Source organism: Myxococcus sp. AB036A, from assembly GCF_006547355.1.
GTDB lineage: Bacteria > Myxococcota > Myxococcia > Myxococcales > Myxococcaceae > Myxococcus > Myxococcus virescens.
The window spans coordinates 56,532-78,916 of sequence record NZ_VHLC01000030.1 but is presented as its reverse complement, the minus strand read 5'-3'; the positions used below and the strand labels follow the sequence as shown (position 1 = coordinate 78,916).

Annotated in this window: 22 protein-coding genes; 5 read left to right on the top strand and 17 right to left on the bottom strand. The window is 68.3% G+C overall.

Annotated elements, in window-relative coordinates:
• Window positions 1–18 precede the first annotated feature (18 nt).
• Window positions 19–1,320: a citrate synthase gene (locus FL344_RS15075; protein ID WP_141258970.1), complete on the top strand. Its 1,302-nt coding sequence runs from the start codon at window positions 19–21 to the stop codon at window positions 1,318–1,320.
• A gap of 103 nt (window positions 1,321–1,423) precedes the next feature.
• Here the strand turns inward: FL344_RS15075 and FL344_RS15070 are convergent, their stop codons facing one another.
• Window positions 1,424–3,244: a long-chain fatty acid--CoA ligase gene (locus FL344_RS15070; RefSeq protein WP_194863115.1), complete on the bottom strand. Its 1,821-nt coding sequence runs from the start codon at window positions 3,242–3,244 to the stop codon at window positions 1,424–1,426.
• Window positions 3,245–3,324: 80 nt separating this feature from the next.
• On the opposite strand from FL344_RS15070, the gene FL344_RS15065 reads away from it, so the two are divergent.
• From FL344_RS15065 to pyk, 3 genes are all read left to right on the top strand, one after another.
• Entirely contained in the window at window positions 3,325–3,696 is a 372-nt protein-coding gene (locus FL344_RS15065) for a hypothetical protein (protein WP_194858615.1), read from the top strand.
• A gap of 181 nt (window positions 3,697–3,877) precedes the next feature.
• On the top strand, window positions 3,878–4,564 hold the full coding sequence (locus FL344_RS15060) for a bifunctional nuclease family protein (RefSeq protein ID WP_090491535.1): 687 nt from the start codon (window positions 3,878–3,880) through the stop codon (window positions 4,562–4,564).
• Window positions 4,565–4,751: 187 nt separating this feature from the next.
• Window positions 4,752–6,152, top strand: a complete 1,401-nt coding sequence (pyk, locus tag FL344_RS15055) for a pyruvate kinase (protein ID WP_141593499.1) — start codon at window positions 4,752–4,754, stop codon at window positions 6,150–6,152.
• 56 nt (window positions 6,153–6,208) lie between these two features.
• Here the strand turns inward: pyk and FL344_RS15050 are convergent, their stop codons facing one another.
• The 9 genes from FL344_RS15050 to FL344_RS15010 all read right to left on the bottom strand — a co-directional run bounded on the left by FL344_RS15050 (window position 6,209) and on the right by FL344_RS15010 (window position 15,799).
• A complete protein-coding gene (locus FL344_RS15050; RefSeq protein WP_090491433.1) occupies window positions 6,209–6,874 on the bottom strand; it encodes a hypothetical protein in 666 nt (221 codons plus the stop codon).
• Between the two features lie 16 nt (window positions 6,875–6,890).
• Window positions 6,891–8,015 (bottom strand): glutamine-hydrolyzing carbamoyl-phosphate synthase small subunit, encoded by a 1,125-nt coding sequence (gene carA / locus FL344_RS15045; protein ID WP_141619021.1) that lies wholly within the window; start codon window positions 8,013–8,015, stop codon window positions 6,891–6,893.
• The gene (locus FL344_RS15040) at window positions 8,015–9,328 is read right to left on the bottom strand and encodes a dihydroorotase (RefSeq protein ID WP_141619020.1); all 1,314 of its coding nucleotides are present in this window, start codon (window positions 9,326–9,328) and stop codon (window positions 8,015–8,017) included. The genes carA and FL344_RS15040 overlap by 1 nt, the downstream gene beginning before the upstream one ends.
• Entirely contained in the window at window positions 9,325–10,218 is an 894-nt protein-coding gene (locus FL344_RS15035) for an aspartate carbamoyltransferase catalytic subunit (protein ID WP_141619019.1), read from the bottom strand. The genes FL344_RS15040 and FL344_RS15035 overlap by 4 nt, the downstream gene beginning before the upstream one ends.
• 85 nt (window positions 10,219–10,303) lie before the next feature.
• The gene (gene lepB / locus FL344_RS15030; RefSeq protein ID WP_141619018.1) at window positions 10,304–11,560 is read right to left on the bottom strand and encodes a signal peptidase I; all 1,257 of its coding nucleotides are present in this window, start codon (window positions 11,558–11,560) and stop codon (window positions 10,304–10,306) included.
• Window positions 11,561–11,563: 3 nt separating this feature from the next.
• On the bottom strand, window positions 11,564–13,375 hold the full coding sequence (gene lepA / locus FL344_RS15025; RefSeq protein WP_141619017.1) for a translation elongation factor 4: 1,812 nt from the start codon (window positions 13,373–13,375) through the stop codon (window positions 11,564–11,566).
• Window positions 13,376–13,646: 271 nt separating this feature from the next.
• Window positions 13,647–14,591: an NAD-dependent epimerase/dehydratase family protein gene (locus FL344_RS15020; protein ID WP_141593505.1), complete on the bottom strand. Its 945-nt coding sequence runs from the start codon at window positions 14,589–14,591 to the stop codon at window positions 13,647–13,649.
• A gap of 45 nt (window positions 14,592–14,636) precedes the next feature.
• Window positions 14,637–15,596 carry a UDP-glucuronic acid decarboxylase family protein gene (locus FL344_RS15015; protein WP_141619034.1) on the bottom strand — a complete coding sequence of 320 codons (960 nt, stop codon included), beginning with the start codon at window positions 15,594–15,596 and terminating at the stop codon, window positions 14,637–14,639.
• A gap of 23 nt (window positions 15,597–15,619) precedes the next feature.
• The gene (locus FL344_RS15010) at window positions 15,620–15,799 is read right to left on the bottom strand and encodes a ribbon-helix-helix domain-containing protein (protein WP_002640579.1); all 180 of its coding nucleotides are present in this window, start codon (window positions 15,797–15,799) and stop codon (window positions 15,620–15,622) included.
• 94 nt (window positions 15,800–15,893) lie between these two features.
• On the opposite strand from FL344_RS15010, the gene FL344_RS15005 reads away from it, so the two are divergent.
• Window positions 15,894–16,493 carry a hypothetical protein gene (locus tag FL344_RS15005; RefSeq protein ID WP_141593506.1) on the top strand — a complete coding sequence of 200 codons (600 nt, stop codon included), beginning with the start codon at window positions 15,894–15,896 and terminating at the stop codon, window positions 16,491–16,493.
• Between the two features lie 24 nt (window positions 16,494–16,517).
• On the opposite strand, the gene FL344_RS15000 is transcribed toward FL344_RS15005, so the two are convergent.
• The 7 genes from FL344_RS15000 to FL344_RS14970 form a co-directional block, all read right to left on the bottom strand.
• Complete coding sequence (locus FL344_RS15000) at window positions 16,518–16,880, bottom strand: cupin domain-containing protein (protein WP_141593507.1); 363 nt, start codon at window positions 16,878–16,880, stop codon at window positions 16,518–16,520.
• A 27-nt stretch (window positions 16,881–16,907) separates the two neighbouring features.
• On the bottom strand, window positions 16,908–17,786 hold the full coding sequence (locus FL344_RS14995; RefSeq protein WP_194858616.1) for an SPOR domain-containing protein: 879 nt from the start codon (window positions 17,784–17,786) through the stop codon (window positions 16,908–16,910).
• Between the two features lie 134 nt (window positions 17,787–17,920).
• Window positions 17,921–18,304, bottom strand: a complete 384-nt coding sequence (locus FL344_RS14990; RefSeq protein ID WP_141593509.1) for an HU family DNA-binding protein — start codon at window positions 18,302–18,304, stop codon at window positions 17,921–17,923.
• Between the two features lie 74 nt (window positions 18,305–18,378).
• Window positions 18,379–19,161: a hypothetical protein gene (locus tag FL344_RS14985; protein ID WP_194863114.1), complete on the bottom strand. Its 783-nt coding sequence runs from the start codon at window positions 19,159–19,161 to the stop codon at window positions 18,379–18,381.
• Window positions 19,162–19,189: 28 nt separating this feature from the next.
• Window positions 19,190–20,236: a tRNA 2-thiouridine(34) synthase MnmA gene (gene mnmA, locus FL344_RS14980; protein ID WP_141593510.1), complete on the bottom strand. Its 1,047-nt coding sequence runs from the start codon at window positions 20,234–20,236 to the stop codon at window positions 19,190–19,192.
• A 96-nt stretch (window positions 20,237–20,332) separates the two neighbouring features.
• On the bottom strand, window positions 20,333–21,601 hold the full coding sequence (locus FL344_RS14975) for a CCA tRNA nucleotidyltransferase (RefSeq protein WP_141619016.1): 1,269 nt from the start codon (window positions 21,599–21,601) through the stop codon (window positions 20,333–20,335).
• 433 nt (window positions 21,602–22,034) lie between these two features.
• Complete coding sequence (locus FL344_RS14970; RefSeq protein WP_141593512.1) at window positions 22,035–22,367, bottom strand: hypothetical protein; 333 nt, start codon at window positions 22,365–22,367, stop codon at window positions 22,035–22,037.
• Between the last annotated feature and the right edge of the window lie 18 nt (window positions 22,368–22,385).

Sequence of the window (22,385 nt, the reverse complement as noted above, 5' to 3'; positions counted from 1 at the left end):
CTGTGAAATCTCCGCCCCATGGCCAAGGACACGCTGACGATCACCGACAATCGGACCGGGAAGACCTACGAGGTCCCGATCGAGAACGGCTGTATTCGCACCAATGCTCTCCGCCAGATCAAAACGGGCGACGATGACTTTGGGTTGATGGGCTACGATCCGGCGTTCCTCAATACCGCCAACTGCAAGAGCGCCATCACCTTCATCGACGGCGACAAGGGCATCCTCGAGTACCGGGGCTACCCCATCGAGCAGCTCGCGGAGAAGTCGAGCTTCCTCGAGGTCGCCTACCTCCTGCTGAACGGTGAGCTGCCCTCGGAGAAGGAGCTGCAGCAGTTCAACCACCTCGTCACGCACCACACCTACGTGCACGAGAACGTGAAGAGCTTCATGGACGGGTTCCGCTACGACGCGCACCCCATGTCCATGGTGAGCTCCACGGTGGCGGCGCTGTCCAGCTTCTACCCCGACGCGAAGAACATCAAGGACCCGCTGAGCCGCCGCATCCAGATCACGCGACTCATCGCGAAGATGCCCACCATCGCCGCGTTCTCCTACCGGCACACGATGGGCCTGCCGTACATCTACCCGGACAACGACCTGTCCTACGTCGCCAACTTCCTGGCGATGATCAAGCGCATCGGCACGTCGACCTACAAGGTCCACCCGGTGCTCGAGCGCGCGCTCGACATCCTCTTCATCCTGCACGCGGACCACGAGCAGAACTGCTCCACCACGTCCGTGCGCACGGTGGGCTCGTCCGAGGTGGATCCGTACTCGGCGGTCAGCGCGGGCATCGGCGCCCTCTACGGCCCGCTGCACGGCGGCGCCAACGAGGCCGTGCTCCGCATGCTCCGCGACATCGGCCACGTCTCCAAGATTCCGGAGTTCATCAAGTCGGTGAAGAGCGGCGAGGGTGAGAAGAAGCTGATGGGCTTCGGTCACCGCGTCTACAAGTCCTACGATCCGCGCGCCAAGGTCATCAAGCGCGTGGCCGACGAGGTCTTCGAGGTGACGGGCAAGAACCCGCTGCTGGAGATCGCCGTCGAGCTGGAGCGCATCGCGCTCGAGGACGAGTACTTCGTGAAGCGGAAGCTGTACCCGAACGTCGACTTCTACTCGGGCCTCATCTACGAGGCGATGGGCTTCCAGGTCGAGATGTTCCCGGTGCTCTTCGCCATCCCCCGCACGGTGGGCTGGTGCGCGCAGTGGGAGGAGATGGTGACGGACAACGAGCAGAAGATTGCCCGTCCGCGCCAGGTGTTCACGGGCGCCCCGCGCCGCGACTACGTCCCCATGGACAAGCGCGCCGCCAAGTAGGCCGTGACACAAGGCCCGCGCTTCTCGCGTGGGCCAGAAGCACGAAGGGGCGAGGAACCGCGAGGTTCCCCGCCCCTTTCGCTTTCCGGCGGCACCGGCGCGCTCAGCCCGTCTGAGAACCGCCCTGCGGGGACTCGTCGTAGAGCGACTCCACGAGGCCGGCGTACTTCTCCGCCACCACGTTGCGGCGCACGCTCAGCTTCGGCGTCAGCTCACCGCCCTCCACGGAGAAGTCCTTCGGCAGCACCGCGAAGCGCTTGATGGTTTCGAAGCGGGACAGCTTCGGGTTCACGTCGCGCTCCACGCGCTCCTGGAGGAACTGGCGCAGGCGGGCATCCTCCGCGAGCCGGGCCGCGTCCTCCGGCCATCCCTGCGCCTTGGCCAGGGCCCGCGCCTTCTCCGCGTCCAACGTCAGCAAGGCCACCAGGAAGTTGCGGCGTTCGCCCAGCACCACCGCGTGCCCCACACCGGGCAGGGCCTTCAGCAGCTCCTCGATGTTGGAGGGAGACGTCTTCTTCCCGCCCGAGGTGACGATGATGTCCTTCTTGCGGCCGGTGATCTGGACGTAGCCGTCCGCGTCCAGCTGGCCCACGTCACCGGAGTGCAGCCACCCGTCCGCCAGCAGCTCGGCGGTGGCCTCCGGGTTCTTGTAGTACCCCATGCAGACGTTGCCGCCGCGCACCAGCAGCTCGCCGTCGTCCGCGATGCGCAGCTCCACCCCCATCATCGCCCGGCCCACGGAGCCCAGCCGCGTGTGGGACTCGGTGTTCACCGTGCCGGGCCCCGTCACCTCAGTCATGCCCCACACTTCATGGATGACCATGTCGATGGAGGCGAAGAAGTCCAGCACCTCGCGGCCGACGGGCGCCGCCGCCGTGGCGAAGAAGGACACCCGCTCCATGCCGATGCGCTCCTTCAACGGGGCGAACACGAGCCGCCTGGCGAGCAGATACTGGGCCTCCAGCGCCATCGGAACGCTCTGGTGGCGCATCACCCGCTCATGCCGCTCCGAGGCCACCCGGCGCGCCCAGGCCACCACCCGGCGCTTCGAGGGCGGCTGCGAGGCCAGCCCCTCCTCCGCCTTGGCCTTGAACTTCTCCCACACGCGCGGCACGCCGAAGAAGAACGATGGGCGCACCTCCCGCAGGCTCTGCGGCATCGTGTCCACCGATGCCGCGAAGTACACCTGCACCCCGTTCAGCAAGGGGCTGTAGAGGGAGATGATCTGCTCGGCGATGTGCGACAGCGGCAGATACGACACGAGCGAGGACGCGGCGGGCTGGCCGAACGTCACCGAGTCCGTGAGCTGCTGCGCCGTCCACACCAGGTTGTGGTGGCTGAGCATCACCCCCTTGGGGTGGCCGGTTGTGCCGGAGGTGTAGATGAGCGTGCCCATGGCCTCCGGCTTCAGGGCGTGGACACTGTCCCAGTAGGGCTTCTCGTCCGCGCCAGTGCCCAGGGCCATGACGTCCGCGTAACGCAGCACGCCCTCCGGGAGCACCGTGGGCGCCTCGATGACGACCACGTGGCGCAGCTTGGGCAGCCGCTCGCGCAGGGCCAGGGCGGTGCGCAGGTGCTTTTCGTTCTCCACCACCAGGAGCGTGGCCTCGCAGTGCCCCAGGATGAACTCCAGCTGCTCCGGGGCGCTGGTGGTGTAGAGACCGACAGGGACGCCCCCCATGGCGATGGCCGCCAGATCGGCGACGTGCCACTCCTCGCGGTTGAAGCTCAGGATGCCCACCGGCTGGCCCGCACCCACCCCCAGCGCGTGCAACCCCAGGGCGAAGCGCCGCACCCGTTGCGCATATTCAAACCACGAGGTGGGCGCATAGGCGCCCCCACGGCGCGTCCACAGGGCTGGGCGCTGCTCCTGTTGCGCGGCCCGGTCATGGAGCGCATGCACCACCGACTTGGGAAGGTCCATGCCCCGAACGCTAGCGGAAGCAAGGCCCCCTACCAATGTCCCCCCGTCTCGGACGTTGACAGCTGGTTGGAGTGCTTTGTATGCCGCGCCCGACCATGAGCATCGACTTCACCTGCCAGAAGTGCGAGGCGAGCTTCGAGCTGGACGCTCAGGACCTCATCGAAGGGACTGAAAAAATCGTCTGCCCGCATTGCGACGCCAAGGCGCCCGCCAACCTCACGGAGGACTTCGTCGCAGCGCTCACGGAGATGCGCGCGCAGATCGCCGCGCTCGACAAGCGGTTCGCCGTGTCCATGACGTTGGAGTCCGAGGACCTGGAGGACATGCTCGAGGAAGACGACGAGGAAGACGACGAGGACGAGGACGACGACGACCTCGATGAAGACGAGGACGAGGACGTCGACGACGAGGAGGACTACGACGAGGACGAGGACGACGACGACCGTCGTTGAGCCTGTCCGCCTGCCCTCCGGCCCGGGGAGCACCCCACGCAGCAGGGGGTAACCGGGCCTGGAGCGCAACCCTCCCGACAGATGGCCGGGTGCGTAGCTTAAAGGCGTGAAAACGCCCAACCGCGCCACTTTGTTCGTCGCACCTCTCTCGGCCGTGCTTCTGGCGCTCGGAGGGCTGCTGATGTTTCCCGCCTTCACTCCACCCGTAGCGCTGGCGGCCCTGGGTAAGGCTCAGGGTCAGCCCTGCATCACCGAAGGTGAAGACGACCCCAAGGCCTGCTCCGAGCTCGTCGAGCTCGAGGTGCAGGATGTCGTCCCGCTGGAGGAGGCCCAGGCCCACGCCGTGGTCCTGGCCACCAAGGACAAGGGCATCGTCCTCCCGGTGTTCGTGGACGAAGCCTCGGCCATCTCCATCGCCTTCCGGCTGGCGGAGCGCCAGCCACCCCAGCCGCTCGCACAGGACCTCCTGGACGACGTGGTGACGGAGCTGGGCGCCAAGGTGACGGAGGTCCGCATCGACGACCTGCGTGACAACGTCTACTCGGGCCGCGTCTTCCTGGAGCAGGGCAAGAAGAAGATGACGCTGGACGCCCGGCCGTCGGACTCCATCGCCATGGCGCTCACCAGCCATGCCCGCATCCGCGTCACCCGCAAGGTGCTGACGCTGGCCGGCATCACCCGCGAGGAGATCGAAGGCCTCCAGCAGGAAGGCCCCGGCGTGGGCGGCAGCGGGCCGCTGGACGCGCCCGGCTTCCCTGCCCCGGGCGCCCCGAGCGAGCCGCCCATCGACATGGACATGGAAGGCCTGCCGCCGGGCCACTCGATGCCCAAGGCGCCGCTGGGCACGGGCAAGGAAATCGAGCTCTAGGCCTGAAGAGAGGCCCTTGCAAGAAAGCCCGGCCCCCCCTCCCAGGGATGCCGGGCTTTCTCTCTCTGCCATCGAGAGCGCAAAGGCTCCGCGGCGCCTGGTGAGAGGCCCGCGTCGGCAGAAGAGTTAGTCCCGCGGGCGCAAGGCTGTCAAGCCGGGCCCCCGGGCGCCTAGGATGCGCAGCCCTATGCGCAAGGCGAAAATCATCTGCACCCTGGGCCCCGCTTCGGACACGCCTGAGGTCATCGAAGGGTTGATCCGCGCGGGCATGAACATGGCGCGGCTGAACTTCTCGCACGGCACGCACGAGGAGCACCGCCGCCGGGTGGAAACCATCCGCAAGGTCGCGAAGCGCCTGGGCGCGCCGGTGGCCATCCTCCAGGACATCCAGGGGCCGAAGATACGCCTGGGCCGCTTCGACGGGGGGCAACTGCTGGTGAAGCAGGGCCAGTCCGTCACGGTGACGACGCGCAACGTCCTGGGCCAGGACGGCGTCATCCCCACCCCCATCAAGACGCTGGTGAAGGACGTGGCCAAGGGCCACGAAATCCTCCTGGATGACGGGCGCGTGCGGCTGCGGGTGCTGCGAGTCCAAGGACAGGACGTGCAGTGCCGCGTGGAGGTGGGCGGCGTGCTCAAGAATCACAAGGGCCTCAACCTCCCCGGCTCGCCCATGTCGGTGCCCACGATTACCCGCAAGGACGCGGTGGACCTGGCCTTCGGCCAGGAGGTGGGCGTGGACTACGTGGCGCTGTCCTTCGTCCGCACGCCCGAGGACATCAAGAAGGCGCGCGCGCACGTGGCGAAGCTGAAGACGCCCCTCATCGCGAAGATTGAAAAGCCCCAGGCGGTGGAGCGCGTGGAAGAGATTGCCGCCGTGGCGGACGGCATCATGGTGGCGCGTGGCGACCTGGGCGTGGAGATGCCCCTGGAGCGCCTGCCGGCCATCCAAAAGCACATGGTGAGCGCGGTGAACCGCATGGGCGGGCTCGTCATCGTCGCCACGGAGATGCTGGAGAGCATGGTGGCCAACGCGCGCCCCACCCGCGCCGAGGTGTCCGACGTGGCCAACGCCATCCTCGACGGCGCGGACGCCGTCATGCTGTCGGGCGAGACGGCCGCGGGCAAGTACCCCATCGAAGCGGCGTCCACCATGGCGTGCATCGTGGAGGAGACAGAGCGCGGTGTGGTGAAGCACCAGCACCACTCCCCCTTCGAGCGCTCCGAGGACCTGGGCACCGGCGTGGCCGCGGCGGCCGTGGCGGCGGCGACGCAGCTGGGCATTGGCACCATCGTCGCCTACACGGAGAGCGGCCACACCGCGCGCCTCATCTCCGAGTTCCGGCCCCACGCCCGCATCATCGCCCTCACGCCGAGCGAGATGGCGGTGAATCGAATGGCGCTCTACTGGGGCGTGACGGGCATGCAGGTGGCGCGCGTGTCCACCACGGACGCCATGCTCTCCCAGGTACGTCAGTTGTGCCGGAAGGAGAAGCTCTGCGCGCCCGGCACGCCCGTGGTGGTGGTGGCCGGTGTCCCGCTCAACGTCCCGGGCAACACCAACTTGATGAGCATCCACCGCATCTGAGCGGGCCCGTGGGGGCCCCGGGACTTGCCGTCACCGGGGCTCCGCGGCCAGCGGGCTCAGAGGACCTTCTGCTCGAAGTCGTAGATCTTCTCCACGGCGAGCTGCCGGTAGCGCTCCATGTTGAGCGCACGGCGGGCGCACTCCCACACCAGCTCGTTGGGCGTGCGGTCCGGCTCCTTCTTCTTTCGGCGCTTCACCTCCGCCTTGATGGCCTTCACCGCCATGCGGGGGTGGTAGCAGAACGCGGAGGAGAACAGCAGGTGCCCACCGAAGGGAATGAGGCGCGCCTCGATGATGTCCCCCGTCTCCAGGCCCGCGACGTGGCGGCGCTCCGTCACGTCGAAGTCCTTGCCCGAGTACAGCTCGCGCAGACGGACCTCGCCCTTGCCCAGCTTGCGGACCTCGAAGAGGCCATGGACCGTCTCCGTGAAGCTCCGGAAGGCGTTGGCCTCCTCGGGCGCGGAACCGGCCAGGCGCTGCTCGTAGAACTCCGTGGCCGGCGTCTTGTTCGTCAGCGGCGAGACGCGGTCATAGAGGTAGAAGTCCAGGAAGGACGCCATCCGCAGTTCGAAGAGCTTGTCGTCCTCGAAGACCTCGCCCGTCAGACGGAAGTACTCCGCCTTGGCCTGGAGCAGGTCCTCCTTGCGCGACTCGGCACTGCCAAAGGCGATGAGCTGATCCAGATACGGCTGATAGGAGAGCGGTGACAGCGACGAGGTCATATTCGGTGGTGCCATCCTACCCCGCCATCAGCTTCGCGAACCTGTCGAAGAGATAGCGCGCGTCATGGGGGCCGGGCGAGGCCTCGGGATGGTACTGCACGCTGAAGGCCCGCGCGTCCGGGACGGCCAGGCCCTCCACCGTGCCGTCGTTGAGGTTGATGTGCGTCACGACGGCCAGGCCCTTGAGGCTGGCGTCATCCACGGCGAAGCCGTGGTTCTGCGCGGTGATTTCCACCTTGCCCGTCGTGAGGTCCTTCACCGGCTGGTTTCCGCCCCGGTGGCCAAACTTCATCTTGTACGTCCGGCCGCCCAGGGCCAGCGCCATGATTTGATGCCCCAGGCAGATGCCGAACACCGGCACCTTGCCCAGCAGCGCCGCCACGGTGCGGTCCGCGCCCTTCACCGCCGCCGGGTCTCCAGGGCCGTTGGCCAGGAAGACGCCGTTCGGCTTGCGCGCCAGCACCTCTTCCGCCGAGGTGTTGGCCGGCACCACCGTCACACGGCAGCCCACGTCCACCAGGAAGTGCAGCATCGACTTCTTCAGGCCGTAGTCGTAGGCCACCACGTCGAAGCGGGGCTCGGCCGGCACCTGCACCTCGCCCAGGCCGGTGAAGATATTCGGCGAGGGCTGGGTGAAGGTGTAGGCCTCCTTCGTGGACACGCCCGTGGCCAGGTCAAGGCCCTCCATGCCGCGCGCGGAGCGGGCACGCTCCACCAGGGCCTCGGGGGACAGGCCCTCGCTGGAGATGACGCCCATCTGCGCGCCGTGCGTGCGCAGGTGGCGCACCAAGCGGCGGGTGTCGATGCCCTCGATGCCGGCGACGCCGTTGCGCTTCAGGTACGCGTCCAGCGACTCCTTCGCGCGCCAGTTGGACGGCTGCGCGCTGAGGGCGCGCACCACCATGCCCACCGCGTGCACCCGGGAGCCCTCCTCGTCCTCCGGGTTGGCGCCAACGTTGCCAATCTCCGGGTACGACATGGTGACAATCTGGCCCACGTACGAGGGGTCCGTGAGGACCTCCTGGTAACCGTACATGGTCGTGTTGAACACCACTTCACCCACCGTTTCGCCCACCGCGCCAAACGCACGGCCTTCGAACGTGGTGCCATCCGCCAGGGCGAGCACTGCCCGCTTCGTCATCACCGCGACTCCTTGCTCTGGCCGACCTGGCCCTTGTCGAACACCTTGTGGCCCGCGACCCACGTCTGGATAACGCGACCCTTCTGCTTCCGGCCGTGGAACGGTGTATTCCGGCTGCGGGAATGGAACTGGTGGGCATCCACCGTCCACTCCGCCTCCGGATCCACCACCGTGACGTCCGCTGGCGCTCCAGGCGCCAGGTGACCGCCCGGCAGGCCGAACGCCTTCGCGGGCCCGTGCGTCAGCAGCTCCACCGCGCGGTTCGCGGTGAGCACGCCCGCATGCACCAGCTCCAGCGTCAGCCCCAGGGCCGTCTCCAGCCCCACGATGCCGTTGATGCCCTTCTCGAACTCCACCTGCTTGTCCAACACCCCGTGCGGCGCATGGTCCGTGGCGATGGCGTCCACCGTCCCGTCCACCAGCGCCTCGCGCAGGGCCTGCACATCGGTGTCCGCGCGCAGCGGCGGGGCCATCTTCGCGTGGGTGTCATAGTCCCCCACCGCGCGGTCATCCAGGATGAAGTGGTGTGGCGCCACCTCGCAGGTGACGCGCAGACCGCTGCGCTTGGCCTCGCGAATGAGCCGCACGCTGCCCTCGCAGGACACGTGCGCCACGTGCAGCCGGCCCTTCGTCTCCTCCAGCAGCACCAGATCTCGCGCCACCATGGCCACCTCCGCGGAAGCGGGGATGCCGCGCAGGCCCAGCCGCGTGGACGTGGTGCCTTCATGCATGGCCCCGCCCGCGGACAGCGTCAGGTCCTCTTCGTGGACCATGACGGGCACGTCGAACTGGGTGGCGTATTGGAGCGTGCGCCGCATCAGCGACGCGTTCATCACCGGGCGGCCGTCGTCGGTGATGGCCACGCAGCCGGCGGACACCAGCTCGCCCATCTCCGCCAGCTCCTCGCCCTTGAGGCCCTTGGTGATGGCCCCGGCGGGATAGACATGGCACAGGCCCGCGGCGCGGGCGCGGTTCAGCACCAGCTCCGTCACCATCGCGTTGTCGTTGACCACCTTGGTATTGGGCATGGCCACCACCGCGGTGAAACCACCCGCCACGGCGGCGCGGCAGCCGGTGAGGACCGTCTCCTTGCCCTCCTCGCCCGGCTCGCGCAGGTGGACGTGCAGGTCGATGAAGCCCGGCAGCACCCACTTGCCGGTGGCATCCACCACCTCGGCGCTGGAGGGCACGGGCAGCAGGGTCTCCGAAACCTCCACCACCTTGCCGTCGCGGACCAGCACGTCGCGGACGCCGTCCACCCCGTTGCGAGGGTCGATGACACGCCCCCGCCTGAAGAGCACCGTGGAGCTCATGCCGTACACACCTCCAGGATGGCCCGCCGCACGGCGACGCCGTTGGACACCTGCTCCAGGATGACGCTGCGGGCGCCATCCGCCACCGCCGGCGCCAGCTCCACGCCCCGGTTGATGGGGCCCGGGTGCATCACCACCGCGCCCGCCTTCATCCGCTCCTCGCGGGCCGCGTTGAGGCCGAACAGCCGTGCATATTCACGCGTGGACGGCAGGAACGCCTGCTCCTGCCGCTCAAGTTGGACGCGCAGGCACATCACCGCGTCCGCGCGAGGGAGCGCGGCGTCCAGGTTGTGCGTCACCTCCGCGCCCAGCGCCTCCAGCCCCGGCGGCATCAGCGTGGGCGGGCCGCACATCACCACCTGGGCGCCCAGCGCCTTGAGGCAGTGCAGGTTGGAGCGGGCCACGCGGCTGTGCAGCACGTCGCCCACGATGAGCACCGTGCGCCCGTCCAGCGAGCCCCAGCGCTGGCGCAGCGTGAAGGCGTCCAGCAGCGCCTGGGAGGGGTGCTCGTGCGTGCCATCACCCGCGTTGATGACGGCGCACTTCACGTGCTTCGCCACCAGGTGCGGCGCTCCGGACGAGCGGTGACGCATGACGATGGCCACCGGCCCCGTCGCTTCGATGTTGCGGGCGGTGTCCAGCAGCGTCTCACCCTTGGACACCGAGGAGCCGGTGTGAGTCCAGTTGAGCACACTGGCCCCCAGCCCCTTCGCCGCCATGTGGAACGACGTTCGGGTCCGGGTGGAGTCCTCGAAGAAGAGATTCGCCACCACCTTGCCGCGAAGCAGGTGGGTGGTGTCGGGACCGCCGGGGAGGTGTGCCTTCGCCCGGTCGAGCAGTGACTCCAGCTCGTCCCGGCGCCAGCCTTCGATTCCAAGCAGGTGTCTCATGGCCGGGGGCGCCGCGTACCCCGGGGCGTGCGGCACGTCAAGCGTCGTGCGCGGCGCGGCCGCCTGCCTGCTTCCAGCGAACGCCTCAACGGACCGGTTCGAAGAACCGATCCACGCGGAGGCCCGTGCCACCGAACAGGCCGTGCAGCAGCCCGTGATAGCCCAGCGACAGCCACACCACCATGGCCTTGCCCTTGATGTGGCCGTAGGGGACGTACTCCGCCTTGCCGTACCCCGTGACTCCCAGGCCGTGGCGGCTGTCCGCGCTGTTGTCCCGGTTGTCACCCACGGCGAAGACGTGGCCCGGGGGGACCTCGTAGGGACCTTCCCGGCGCGGCATGCGCGGCAGCGTCTGCAGCGCGGCGTGCGTCACGCCAGACAGGTTCTCCTCGTAGAGGGTCTCCTGCTGGTCGTACCAGCGCCCGTCGTCGGTGATGTTGTGGACGGTGAACTCGTTGGAGACGAGCTCGCGCTGCTGCGGCTGGCCGTTGATGTGGACGACGCCGTTGATGAACTCCACCACGTCGCCCGGCACGCCGACCACGCGCTTGATGTAGTCCACCGACTCGTTCACCGGGTTGTTGAAGACGATGACGTCTCCACGCTCCGGCGGCCGGACGATGACGAACGGCACGTAGTTGAGGAACGGCAGCCGCACGCCGTAGATGAACTTGTTGACGAAGACCTGGTCGCCAATCTCCAGCGTGGGCAGCATGGAGCCGGAGGGGATCCGGTACGGCTCCACGATGAAGGTGCGGAACACCAGCGCCACCAGCAGCGCCTTGCCGAATCCGCCCAGGAAGTCCATGGCGGACTGCTTGCGGAACGCGCCCAGATGCTGCGCGGTCAACGCCTCCAGGCCCTTCACCTCGGTGCGCAGCTGCTCCGCGTCACCCGCGGCGGAGGCCTGCTCCACGCGCAGCGCCTGCTCGGCGATGCGGTCCAGCACCGGCCCCGCCACCTTCGCGCTCACGCCGGGCTTGCGGAGGATGCGCTCGTTCTCCTCCAGCAGCTCGTTCGCATCGTGGCGCACGCCGCGCAGCGCCTTCTCCTTGGGGGAGACGTTGCGCCACACCAGCAGGGCCACGAAGTAGAGGACCAGCAGCAACCCCAGCCCCTTCATCACCGGCTGGGCCCACGCGGCGGACGCGCGCGAGTACTCGATGATCACCGTGTACGGCACGTACAGCAGCGCCAGGATGATCAACGGAGCCCAGAGGCTGGTGAGGCGCTCGCGCCACACCAGCACATTGCGGGCGCGAAGCATCTCCGGCGTGCGGCGGGCCGCCATCGCCTCGGAGAGCTTCGCGGGAGGGGTGGCGGAAGGCATGGCCGCGTTCATGGGCTACTGCTCCGACTTGAGGACCGCGAGGAAGGCTTCCTGCGGAATCTCCACCGTTCCGACCTGCTTCATGCGCTTCTTGCCCTCCTTCTGCTTCTCCAGGAGCTTGCGCTTGCGGCTGATGTCACCACCGTAGCACTTGGCGAGCACGTTCTTCCGGATGGCGGAGATGGTCTCACGCGAGATGATCTTCGCGCCAATCGCCGCCTGGATGGCGACCTCGTACATCTGCTTCGGGATGACCTCCTTCAGCTTCTGGCACACCTCGCGGCCGCGCAGGTAGGCGCGCTCGCGGTGCACGATGACGCTGAGGGCGTCCACCGGGTCCCCGTTGATGAGGATGTCCAGCCGGGCCAGGTCGGACTCGATATAGCCGGCCAGCTCGTAGTCGAGGCTGGCGTAGCCGCGCGAGACGCTCTTGAGCTTGTCGAAGAAGTCGAACACGACCTCCGCCAGCGGCATCTCGTAGGTGACCTGCACGCGCTGACCGCTGCTGCCCAGGTACTTCATGTCCTTCTGCACACCGCGGCGCTCCTGGCACAGCTTGAGGATGGCGCCCAGGTGGTCGTTGGGGACGTGGATGTGGCAGGTGAGGATGGGCTCCTCGAACTTCTCGATGTGCTGAACCGGCGGCAGCTTGGCCGGGTTGTCCACCAGCAGCGTTTCACCCTTGTTGGTGGTAATGCGGTACACCACGCTGGGCGCGGTGGTGATGAGGTTCAGGTTGTACTCGCGCTCCAGGCGCTCCTGAACGATCTCCATGTGCAGCAGGCCCAGGTAGCCGCAGCGGAAGCCGAAACCCAGCGCGGTGGACGACTCCGGCTCATAGGTGAACGCCGAATCGTTGAGCACCAGCTTCGCCAGCGCGTCGCGCAGGTTTTCGTAGTCCGCGGAGTCCACCGGGAAGATGCCGGAGAACACCATGGGCTTCACTTCCTGGAAGCCCGGGAACGGCTCCTCCGTGGGACGCGACTCCTCGGTGACGGTGTCACCGACCTTGGCGTCCTGCAGCTCCTTCACGTTGGCCACGAGCACGCCCACCTCGCCCGCGATGAGCTGCGGCACCGGGCGGGAGAACGGGCTGAACACGCCCAGCTCCTGGACCTCGAAGACCTTGTTGTTGCTGAACAGCTTGATCTTCTGCTTCAGCTTGAGCGTGCCTTCCAGCACGCGCACCAGCGTCACCACGCCCCGGTAGTTGTCGTACCAGGAGTCGAAAATCAGCGCCTTGAGCGGCGCGTCCGCGGAGCCGCTCGGAGGCGGCACGTTTTGCACGACGGACTCCAGGATGTCCTGGATGCCGATGCCCTCCTTGGCGGAGCACGGCACGGCGACGGACGCATCGATGCCGATGACGTCTTCAATCTCCGCGCGCGTGCGATCCACGTCCGCGCTCGGCAGGTCGATCTTGTTGATGACCGGGATGATTTCCAGGTTGTGGTCCAGCGCCATGTAGACGTTGGACAGCGTCTGGGCCTCCACGCCCTGCGTCGCATCCACGACCAGGAGCGCGCCTTCGCACGCGGCCAGGCTGCGGCTGACCTCATAGGCGAAGTCGACGTGTCCCGGCGTGTCGATGAGGTTGAGGACGTACTGCTTGCCGTCCTTCGCGGTGTAGTTCATCCGCACGGACTGGGCCTTGATGGTGATGCCCCGTTCGCGCTCGATGGCCATGTTGTCGAGGAACTGGGCTTGCGCCTCGCGCTTGGTCAGAGTCCCCGTCTTGTCGAGGAGACGATCCGCCAGCGTCGACTTTCCATGGTCGATATGGGCGATGATGCAGAAGTTGCGGATATGCGCGTTTTCAGCCGGCATGTTCAGGGCGCTCGTCGGAAGAAGCGGGCGTGCGTAACAGGGAATCGCGCGAAAATCTACGCGCACGCGTACGCCCGATGAGCAACCCACCGGGGGAGCTTGTTTGTTCCCCAGTCATCAGCACCCGTCCCGGGCGAACTCCCCTGGGACAGGCCCTGAGCCCCCTCCCGGCACGCCCGGTCCCCGGCCCTCAGGGCCGGCCCGGGTACGTCCGTGGGAAGGGGTACCGCCCTCCCCCGCCTCGGCCGCCAGCGGGGGTGCTGGACGCCGCTCAGCCGTGCGCGCGAGCGGGCGCGCCGGCCTTCTGACGGAAGTACTCAAGGGTGCGGCGCAGGCCCTCGCGCACGTCGACGCTCGGCTCCCAGCCAAGCACCTTCTTGGCCAGCGCGTTGTCCACGCAGGAGCGCATCTGCTCCCCCGGCTTGCCGGGCGCGTGGGCGACGGAGGCGCTGGAGCCCGCCGCCTCGGCCAGCAGCGCGTAGAGGCGGTTGATGTCCGTCTCCACGCCCGTGCCGATGTTGATGGCGCCCACGTAGTCGTTCTCGAAGGCGAGCCGGTTGGCGCGGGCCACGTCCGGACCAAAGACGAAGTCGCGGGTCTGCTTGCCCTCGCCGAAGATGGTGCAGCCCTGACCGGCGATCAGCCGCTGGCTGAAGATGGCCACCACGCCGGCCTCGCCGTGCGGGTTCTGCCGCGGGCCGTAGACGTTGGCGTAGCGGAGGGCCACGTAGGGCAGGCCGTACTGCGCCCGGTAGTAGCCCAGGTACAGCTCACCGGACGCCTTGGAGACCCCGTACGGCGAAATGGGCCGCGTGGGGTGGCTCTCCGGCGCGGGGAACACGTCCTGCTCGCCGTAGATGGCGCCGCCGGTGGAGCTGAAGATGACCTTCTTCACCCCGGAGACGCGGGCGGCCTCCAGCAGGTTGAGCATGCCGCGGATGTTCACGTCCGCGTCGAAGCTCGGGTCGTCCACGCTGCGGCGCACGTCCATCTGCGCCGCCAGGTGGCAGAGCACGTCGGGCTTCTCGGACTTGATGAGCTCCGACGCCTCGCGGCTGCGGATGTCGTGGACCGCCAGGCGCACACGCGGGTCCAGGTTCTCCCGCTTGCCGCCGGACAGGTCATCCAACGCGATGACGTCGTGACCACCGCGCAGGAACTCATCGCACACATGCGAGCCAATGAAGCCCGCGCCACCTGTCACCAGGACCTTCACGCAACCTCCCGCCTGCAGGCCATGCAGGATCTTCGCGCCGGCAAACTATGCCGGGGGCTTCGTGCCGGCAACCTCTCGGAACCAGGCAATGGTCTCCCGAAGACCCTCTTCCAGCGGCACCTTCGGCTCCCAGCCCAGCAGCGTCCGAGCCCGGGTGATGTCCGGCTGACGCTGCTTCGGATCATCCTTGGGCAGCGGCTTCTCGATGATGCTCCCGCCCCCGCCCGCCGCCGCGCGCACGGCCTCCGCGAACTGACGGATGGTCATCTCCCGGGGGTTGCCGATGTTCACCGGGTTCGGCTCATCCGACAGCATCAGCCGGACCAGCCCGTCCACCAGGTCCTTCACGTAACAGAACGAGCGCGTCTGGCTGCCGTCCCCGAAGACGGTGAAGTCCTCTCCCTTGAGGGCCTGGCCCACGAAGGCCGGCACCACGCGGCCGTCATTGAGGCGCATGCGCGGACCGTAGGTGTTGAAGATGCGGACGATGCGGACCTGCACGCCCTTGGTGCGCCCGTAGGCCGCGGTGATGGCCTCCGAATAGCGCTTGGCCTCGTCGTACACGGACCGGGGGCCAATGGGATTCACGTTGCCCCAGTAGTCCTCGCGCTGCGGGTGCACCAGCGGATCCCCGTATACCTCCGACGTGGAGGCCATCAGGAACACCGCCTTGTTCGCCTCCGCCAGCTTCAGCCCGTTCTCCGTGCCAATGGAGCCCACGCGCAGCGTTTCCAGCGGGAGCTGCGCATAGTCGATGGGCGAGGCCGGCGAGGCCATGTTGAAGACGTAGTCCAGCGGCCCTTCCACCGGGATGCGCTCGGTGATGTCCGCCTTGACGAAGGAGAAGCCCGGCCGCCCGTTCAGCGTGCGCAGGTTCTCTTCGTTGCCAGTGATGAGGTTGTCCACGGCGATGACCGCCGCCGCGCCGTCATCCAGAAGACGCTCACACAGGTGCGACCCGACGAAGCCGGCGCCGCCCAGGACCGCTACCCGCTTCCCACGCATGCTCTTCACGTCACGCCTCTCTCTCACAGCTCGTCGAACGTCGACTGCCCCGGCAACTGCGCCTTGTACTTCTCCAGGACCAGGTCGATGCCCTGGCGGATGTACTCGGCCACGGGCACCTTCGTCTTCTGGTTCAGCGCCTTGAGGAGCTCGTTCTGCTCCGGGGTGATGTAGATGGTGGTGCTGACTTTCTTTCGGGCCATGGCGATATGTGAAAATATATGAAATGACGTGTCGCGCGAAAGCATCTCGTGCGAATGACGTCGCCAGGCGGCCCCCAGACACTGGGAGTTCTCGATGCCACGCTACAAGCAGTTGATTTTCCTGGGCCTCATGACCTCGTGGGCCCTGGCTGGCTGCGCCAGTAGCAAGTCCGCGGAGCAGGATGGCGCGGGCGCCGCGCGGGGCCGGCACGCCGGGGAGCCCATCCGCCCGGAAGCCGGGGCCAACGAGGAAGTCGCTCAGCAGGACGCCAACGGCGACGGCCGCCCGGACGTGTGGACCTACACGGTGGACGGGCGGAAGGTGCGCCAGGAGCTGGACCTGAACTGGGACGGCCGCGTGGACCTGACGCGCTACTTCGACGCCAACGGCGACAAGGCGCGTGAGTCGATGGACCTGGACTTCGACGGGCGCGTGGACGCCACCTACTTCCACGAGAAGGGCGTCAACACGCGCCGCGAGCGCGACACCAATGGTGATGGCCGCCCGGACAGCTTCACCTACTACGAAGGCGGCAAGCTGGTGCGCAAGGAGCGCGACACGCGTGCGACCGGCCGCATCGACTACTGGGAGTACTGGGAAGGTGGCCAAGTGGATCGCATCGGCGAGGACCTGGACGGGGACGGCACGGTGGACAAGTGGACCCGCAACCCGAACAACACGGCCCGCGAATAGGCGGGCCGCCGCGGTGGACAGCGGCTACGGGTTGCTGGTGCCAGTGCGCCCGTAGGCGTCCTCGAGCCGGACCACGTCGTCCAGCTCCGGGGTGCTGACCTCGAGGATGTCACAGTCGGTCAGCGCCACCATGCGGTGCTTGGTGAGCGGCTTGATGTGGTAGCTCTCACCGGGGAGCATCTCCTTCTCGATGAGCCCCTGGCCCTCGTCGACGACGAAGAGCAGCTTGCCGCTCTGCACGTGGATGGTCTCATCCTTGCGGTTGTGGAACTGCAGGCTGAGCTTGTGGCCCTGCTTCACGTGCAGCAGCTTGCCCACGTAGCGTTCGGTGTGAGCCCAGATGAGTTCGTATCCCCAGGGCTTCTCCACCCGCTTCGTCGTCGTCATGGCGCTTCCCGTCTTCCTCATCCCGCTCTAGTTCGTGCCGGCCACGAATGCGTCGAGCGAAGTCTCACGCTTGAAGTCTGAGAGATACCGGGTGGCCGCATCCCGGGAGGCGAAGCTTCCCATGCGGACGCGGTACCACGTGCCCTTACCGGCCACTTCGGCCGTCAGGATATAGGGGGCATAGCCCCGATCACGCAACCGAGCGGCGAAGCGGTCGGCCTCCTGCTTGTCCTGGAACGCCGAGAGCTGGAGCGTGAAGGCCCCGCCCTTCACGGCCTGCGCGGGCGGCGAGGCGGGCTGCGCCGGCCGCTGGGTGGCGCGGGCAATGGCCTCCTTCAGACCGCCACCCTCCGTGGTGGTGGTGCGCGTGGGGACGGCGGACGCCTCCACCTTGCCCGACACCGGCACGGCCTTCGCGGGAGTCGGAGCGGTGGGGGCCTCGGCGACCACGACGCGCTCCGGCTCGGCCTTGGGCTCCTCCGGCGGCAGCTCCCCCGTGTCCGGGTCCGGCGTGGGCGCCAGCGCGGCGCGCTGCGCGGCGGCCGGCTTCGGCTCGGGCGGCTTCGCGGCGGCGGGCTTCTCCGTCGGCGGCGGAGCCTTGGCGACCACGGGCTTGGGCTGCGGCGGGGCCACCGGCTCGGCAGCGGCCTTGCGGGTCAGCTCGTCCGGAAAGGTGAGCGGCTGCTCCTGCTGCACGTTCTGCAGCGCCTGCGCGTTGGCATCCAACGCGGAGAGCAGGTCCGGCGCGGCCACGGCATCCGCGTTGCCCGCGAGCTTCTTGCCAACGACGACCCCCAGCACGAAGACAGCGCCCATCACGACAATGCCGGCGATGAGCAGGCTGACGATCTGCCGGTTGTCCAGAGAGACGTCGAACTTCTCCTTCATCCGGTGAGCATCACGCATGGCTTGAAAGTCCTCGGGCGCGGTCGCAACGGCCACACGAAATCCGTGTTGCGGCCTGTAGCGACGGCATGGAGGGCAAAGTACGCCCCACCCCTGAGCCGGTCAAATTCGCGGAACGACTCCAAGCCTCACCGTCAACCCGTGACGGGCACGGAGAACGAGGCCCCCGCGGCGAGCGGCAGCGGCGACAGCACCTCCCCGGGTGGGGTGTCTGGAACGGGGGAAGCCGCCATGGCGGGTGGGGCATTGAGCCGCTCGCGCAGGTCCTTTCCGGCGGCGAAGGACAACGTGCGCCGCGCGGGCACCGACACGCGCTGGCCCGTCTTGGGGTTGCGGCCGGTGCGAGCCCGGCGCGTGCGGACACAGAAGACGCCGAAGCCCCGCAGCTCGATTCGCCGTCCGGCGATCAGGGCCTGGGACATTTCCTCGAAGACGGCGTGGACGATGGCTTCCACCTCACGCCGTGGAACATGCGTGGCACGCTCCACGATGCGCTCGATGAGCTCACTGCGCGTCATGCACACCTCCCGCTGGGCGACCGGGGACTCTACCGAAGCGGGCCCCCAAAGGACAAACCGTCCTCCCCGTCCCCTCACCGCAACCGGACGTCCGCGGGCCCTTCGACTTCAATCTTGCGTCCCTGCTGCGTGCGCAGGACCACCTCCGCGCCAGCGGGCACCATCAGTCGTACCGTGCGGCCCAGTGGCACGTCGCCCCCTTCCAGCAGCACGGCGGTGGCCAGGTCGTCCGTCTCCGCCACGATGAAGCCATCCTCCACGGTGGCCATTAGACCGCCCTCGCCCAGGTTGTCTGCGTGGATGTGGGGCACGCGGGGACGGTGTGGCGGAGGCGGCAACGGCTTGCGAGGGCCATCCCGCGACGGTTCGTCAGGGGCCTTGTTGGGCGACAGCCCGTTGGGCGTGAAGAAGGCGGCGAAGTAGCCGTTGGAGCTGTACGGGTCTTCCTGCTGGGCGCTCGCGGGCGTCACCTGCACCTGGGTGTAGCGCGCGGCGATGATGCGCAGCGGGCGCGGCGCCTCCTGGAGCTTGCCCTCGACAATGTGGCGGGACGGCAGGTTGACGCCATGGAGCTTCGCCTCGTCCGCTTCGCCCACCTCCAGCGTGTCGCCCTTCTCCAGGAAGCGCAGGCCACCGCCGAAGAACTCCAGCACCGCGGGGCCGGTGGCCTTCAGCTCGTCATGCCCCAGCAACTGCGAGCCGACGGCGATGGGCCGCCACTGCTTGCCTTCCGCGCGCAGCACCGGCGCACCGGCGGCGAGCAGCCCCGCGACGGGTTTGTCCGAGCGCTCCTTGCAGCCAGCGGCCGCGAAGATGGTGACGACCGCGAGCAGACATCCCACGAGGCGCTGCGCCATGTGCCGCACCCTCCGAGGCAACGCGGGGTCAGACAATCCAACCGCCGCCGAGCACGCGGTCCTGATCGTAGACCACCGCGGCCTGCCCGGGGGTGACGGCGCGCGCGGGCGCGTCCAGCTTCACGGAGACGAGCCCGTGCGGCGAGACATGCACCCGCCCCTGCGCGCCCGCGTGGCGGTGCCGGATGCGGACCTCCACCGGCTGACTGGCCGGAGGCGGCCCGTCCACCCAGTGGGGTTGGAGCAGACCGAAGTTGTCACGGCCGGTGCCCTCGGCGGGGCCCACTACCACGCGCTGCGTCTCCGGCTCCAGCCGGTGGACGTAGCGAATCTCGCCGCCCCCCAGGTTGAGCCCCTTGCGCTGGCCCACGGTGTAGCGGTGGATGCCCTGGTGGGTACCGAGCACGTTGCCCTCGGTGTCCACGATGTCCCCGGCCGGCTGCGGCCCGGCGACCTTCTCCACGAAGCCCGCGTAGTCGCCGTCCGGCACGAAGCAGATCTCCATGCTCTCCGGCTTCTGGCTGGTGACCAGGCCGTGCCGCTCCGCGACGGCGCGGACCTCCGCCTTCGTCATGCCGCCCACGGGGAAGAGGATGTCGCGCAGCTCGTCCTGACCGAGCGTGAAGAGAAAGTAGCTCTGGTCCTTGGCGGTATCGACGGCGCGACGCAGGACGAAGCGGCCGTCCACCTCCTCCACGCGGGCGTAGTGGCCCGTGGCCAGCCGGGCGCCGAGCGCGCGGGCACGCTTGAGGAGGAAGTTGAACTTCACGTCCCGGTTGCAGGCGACGCAGGGGATGGGCGTGCGCCCGCCCAGGTATGACTGGACGAAGGGGTTGATGACCCGGTCCTGGAAGATCTCCTCCGCGTTGGCCACGTAGAAGGGAATCCCCAGCGTCTGGGCCACGGCCCGCGCGTCATCGATGTCATCCGGGCTGCAGCAGCTCCCACACGTCGCCTTGCCCTCGTAGGACCAGACGCGCAGGGTGATACCGATGACCTCGTGGCCCTGCTCCTTGAGCAGGGCAGCCGCGGCCGAGGAATCCACCCCGCCGCTCATCGCAACGACGACTCGCATGGTGCTCCTTCCTACACGCCCGCGCGTCCGGGCGCACGCGGGGAGGATACGGAGGGCGCCCTTTCCCGCCCCCCGTCACTCCCGCAGCCCGCCGGCTCAGCGAGCAGCCTGCGCCTGCCACGCCTGCAACCGCTGCCGCAGGGCGTCGGCCGTGTTCAGGCTCGGATCATCCAGGACGGACTCGACGAGGAACCGGGTGGCCTCGCCCACGATGGGGGAAGGCCCCACGCCCAGGGCGGCCATGATGTCGCCTCCGGTCAGCGACAGGTCCTTCGCCGTCAACGGCGGCTTCGCGGCGGCGAGCGCCTCCACGCGGGCGATGAGCGCCTCCACCGCTGGGAGCGCGTCCGGCTGGCGGACTCCGACCCGGGCGCGAACGACCGCGGCCCACAGCGGAAGCTGCGGCGGGCCCAGGCGAGCCAGGAGCCGGCGAAGCGCGGCGTCCGGCTCCCCCACCCGCGTCTCCGCCTTCGAGTGTTCGACGAGCAACGCCACCAGGTCCGCCACCTTGTTGGGGAACTTCAGCCGCAGGCCGATGTCGCGCGCCTGGGCTCGGTCCACCAGATCGGCCAGCAGCACCGCGACGCGGACCTCCACCTCCAGCGGCGAGGCCTGCACCGCGGCCCGGACGGACGCGGCGGCCGAGGCTTCCGCGCGCGCCAGCTCCGGAAGGAACACGTCCAGAAGCCCGGTGTCCGCGAGCAACAGCAGGCCGCTCTCCGCCCGGGGGGACAGGAGCAGCTTCACCAGTTCCTCACGCACCCGCTCCAGCGCGACCTTGCGGAAGACGCCGAGCGTGGCGGGAATGGCGGCGCGGGTGGCGGCATCGAGCGCGAAGCCGAGCACCGCGGCGAAGCGCACGGCGCGCAAGGGCCGCAGGCCGTCCTCGGAGAAGCGCTCCTGCGCGGAGCCCACGCAGCGGATGAGCTGCGCCCGGAGGTCCGATTGTCCGCCGAACGGGTCCACCAGCTCGCGGTCCAGCGGGTTGTAGGCCATCGCGTTGATGGTGAAGTCGCGCCGGGACAGGTCCTTGACGATGTCGCGCTCGAAGGCCACCGAGCTGGGCCGGCGGCCGTCGAGGTAATCCCCCTCCGAGCGGAACGTCGTCACCTCCACGTGCGTGCCATTCTGGAGGACGGTGACGGTGCCGTGCTGGATGCCCGTGGGGATGACCTTGCGGAAGGCGCCCTGGACTTCTTGCGGCAGCGCGCTGGTGGCCACGTCGAAGTCCTTGGGGTGGACCAGGCGCACCATGTCCCGGACGCAGCCCCCCACCAGATAGACGGCGTGGCCCAGTTCGCGCAGCCGCGCGATAACGTCCAGCACGGGCTGGGGGATGTCGGCGTTATGGAGGTTCGCGATCATGACAGCCGGGGCCAGGACGACATGCCCGCGGGCCCAGGGGCGCGTTGTACCGGCCAGACTCCCGCGTTCCAAGCCCCGAGACGGCTTGGGCCCTAGCGGCTAATTCTAAGAGAACCATTAATCCAAAGACCCGTTTCCGGCACCGCTCCGTATGTTCGATATGGGGCCGAACTGGCCGGAAGCGGAGTCGCATGACGGAGTGGCGCAGGTGAAGCTGCCCGGCTGGAGCGCTCGGGTCCTGGGCCAACCCCACCTCGGAGAGGGCGACGAAGCACCGGCCCGCGCGCCCGTCTTCATCGACGGCCACCGCAAGGGAGCGCGCGCCCTTCCCTTCCTGCTCGCCGCCGCGCACGCGGACGGACAGTTGCGACCCAAGAGGCAGGCCAGCGCATCCACGCCGAGTGCTTCCGGCGTGGAGCGCGGAGACGTCACGTCAGGGGCAATAGGTGCAGTAGAAGAACTGGGAGTTGATGGCGTACTGCGACGTCTCGCCGACACACGTCACGGTACAGTCACTAGCCGTCGTGCACCGGCCCACCTGCCCCTCGATTTCGATGGGGAAGGACGTCCAGTAGGTGGTGATCCGGGGACGGTACAGCGTCGTGCACGCCTGCGCGGACACCTCGGCGGGCGCGGAGACAGCCTCCTGCGCGGCTTCCGGGGTGGGGGGAATCGCACCTTCTTCATTCAGGTCCACGCCCTCACCACAGGCCACCAGGAAACCAGCAGCGACCACGGACACCGCGACAGTCGAGATGTTTCGCACGGGCAAATCCTCTCAGTG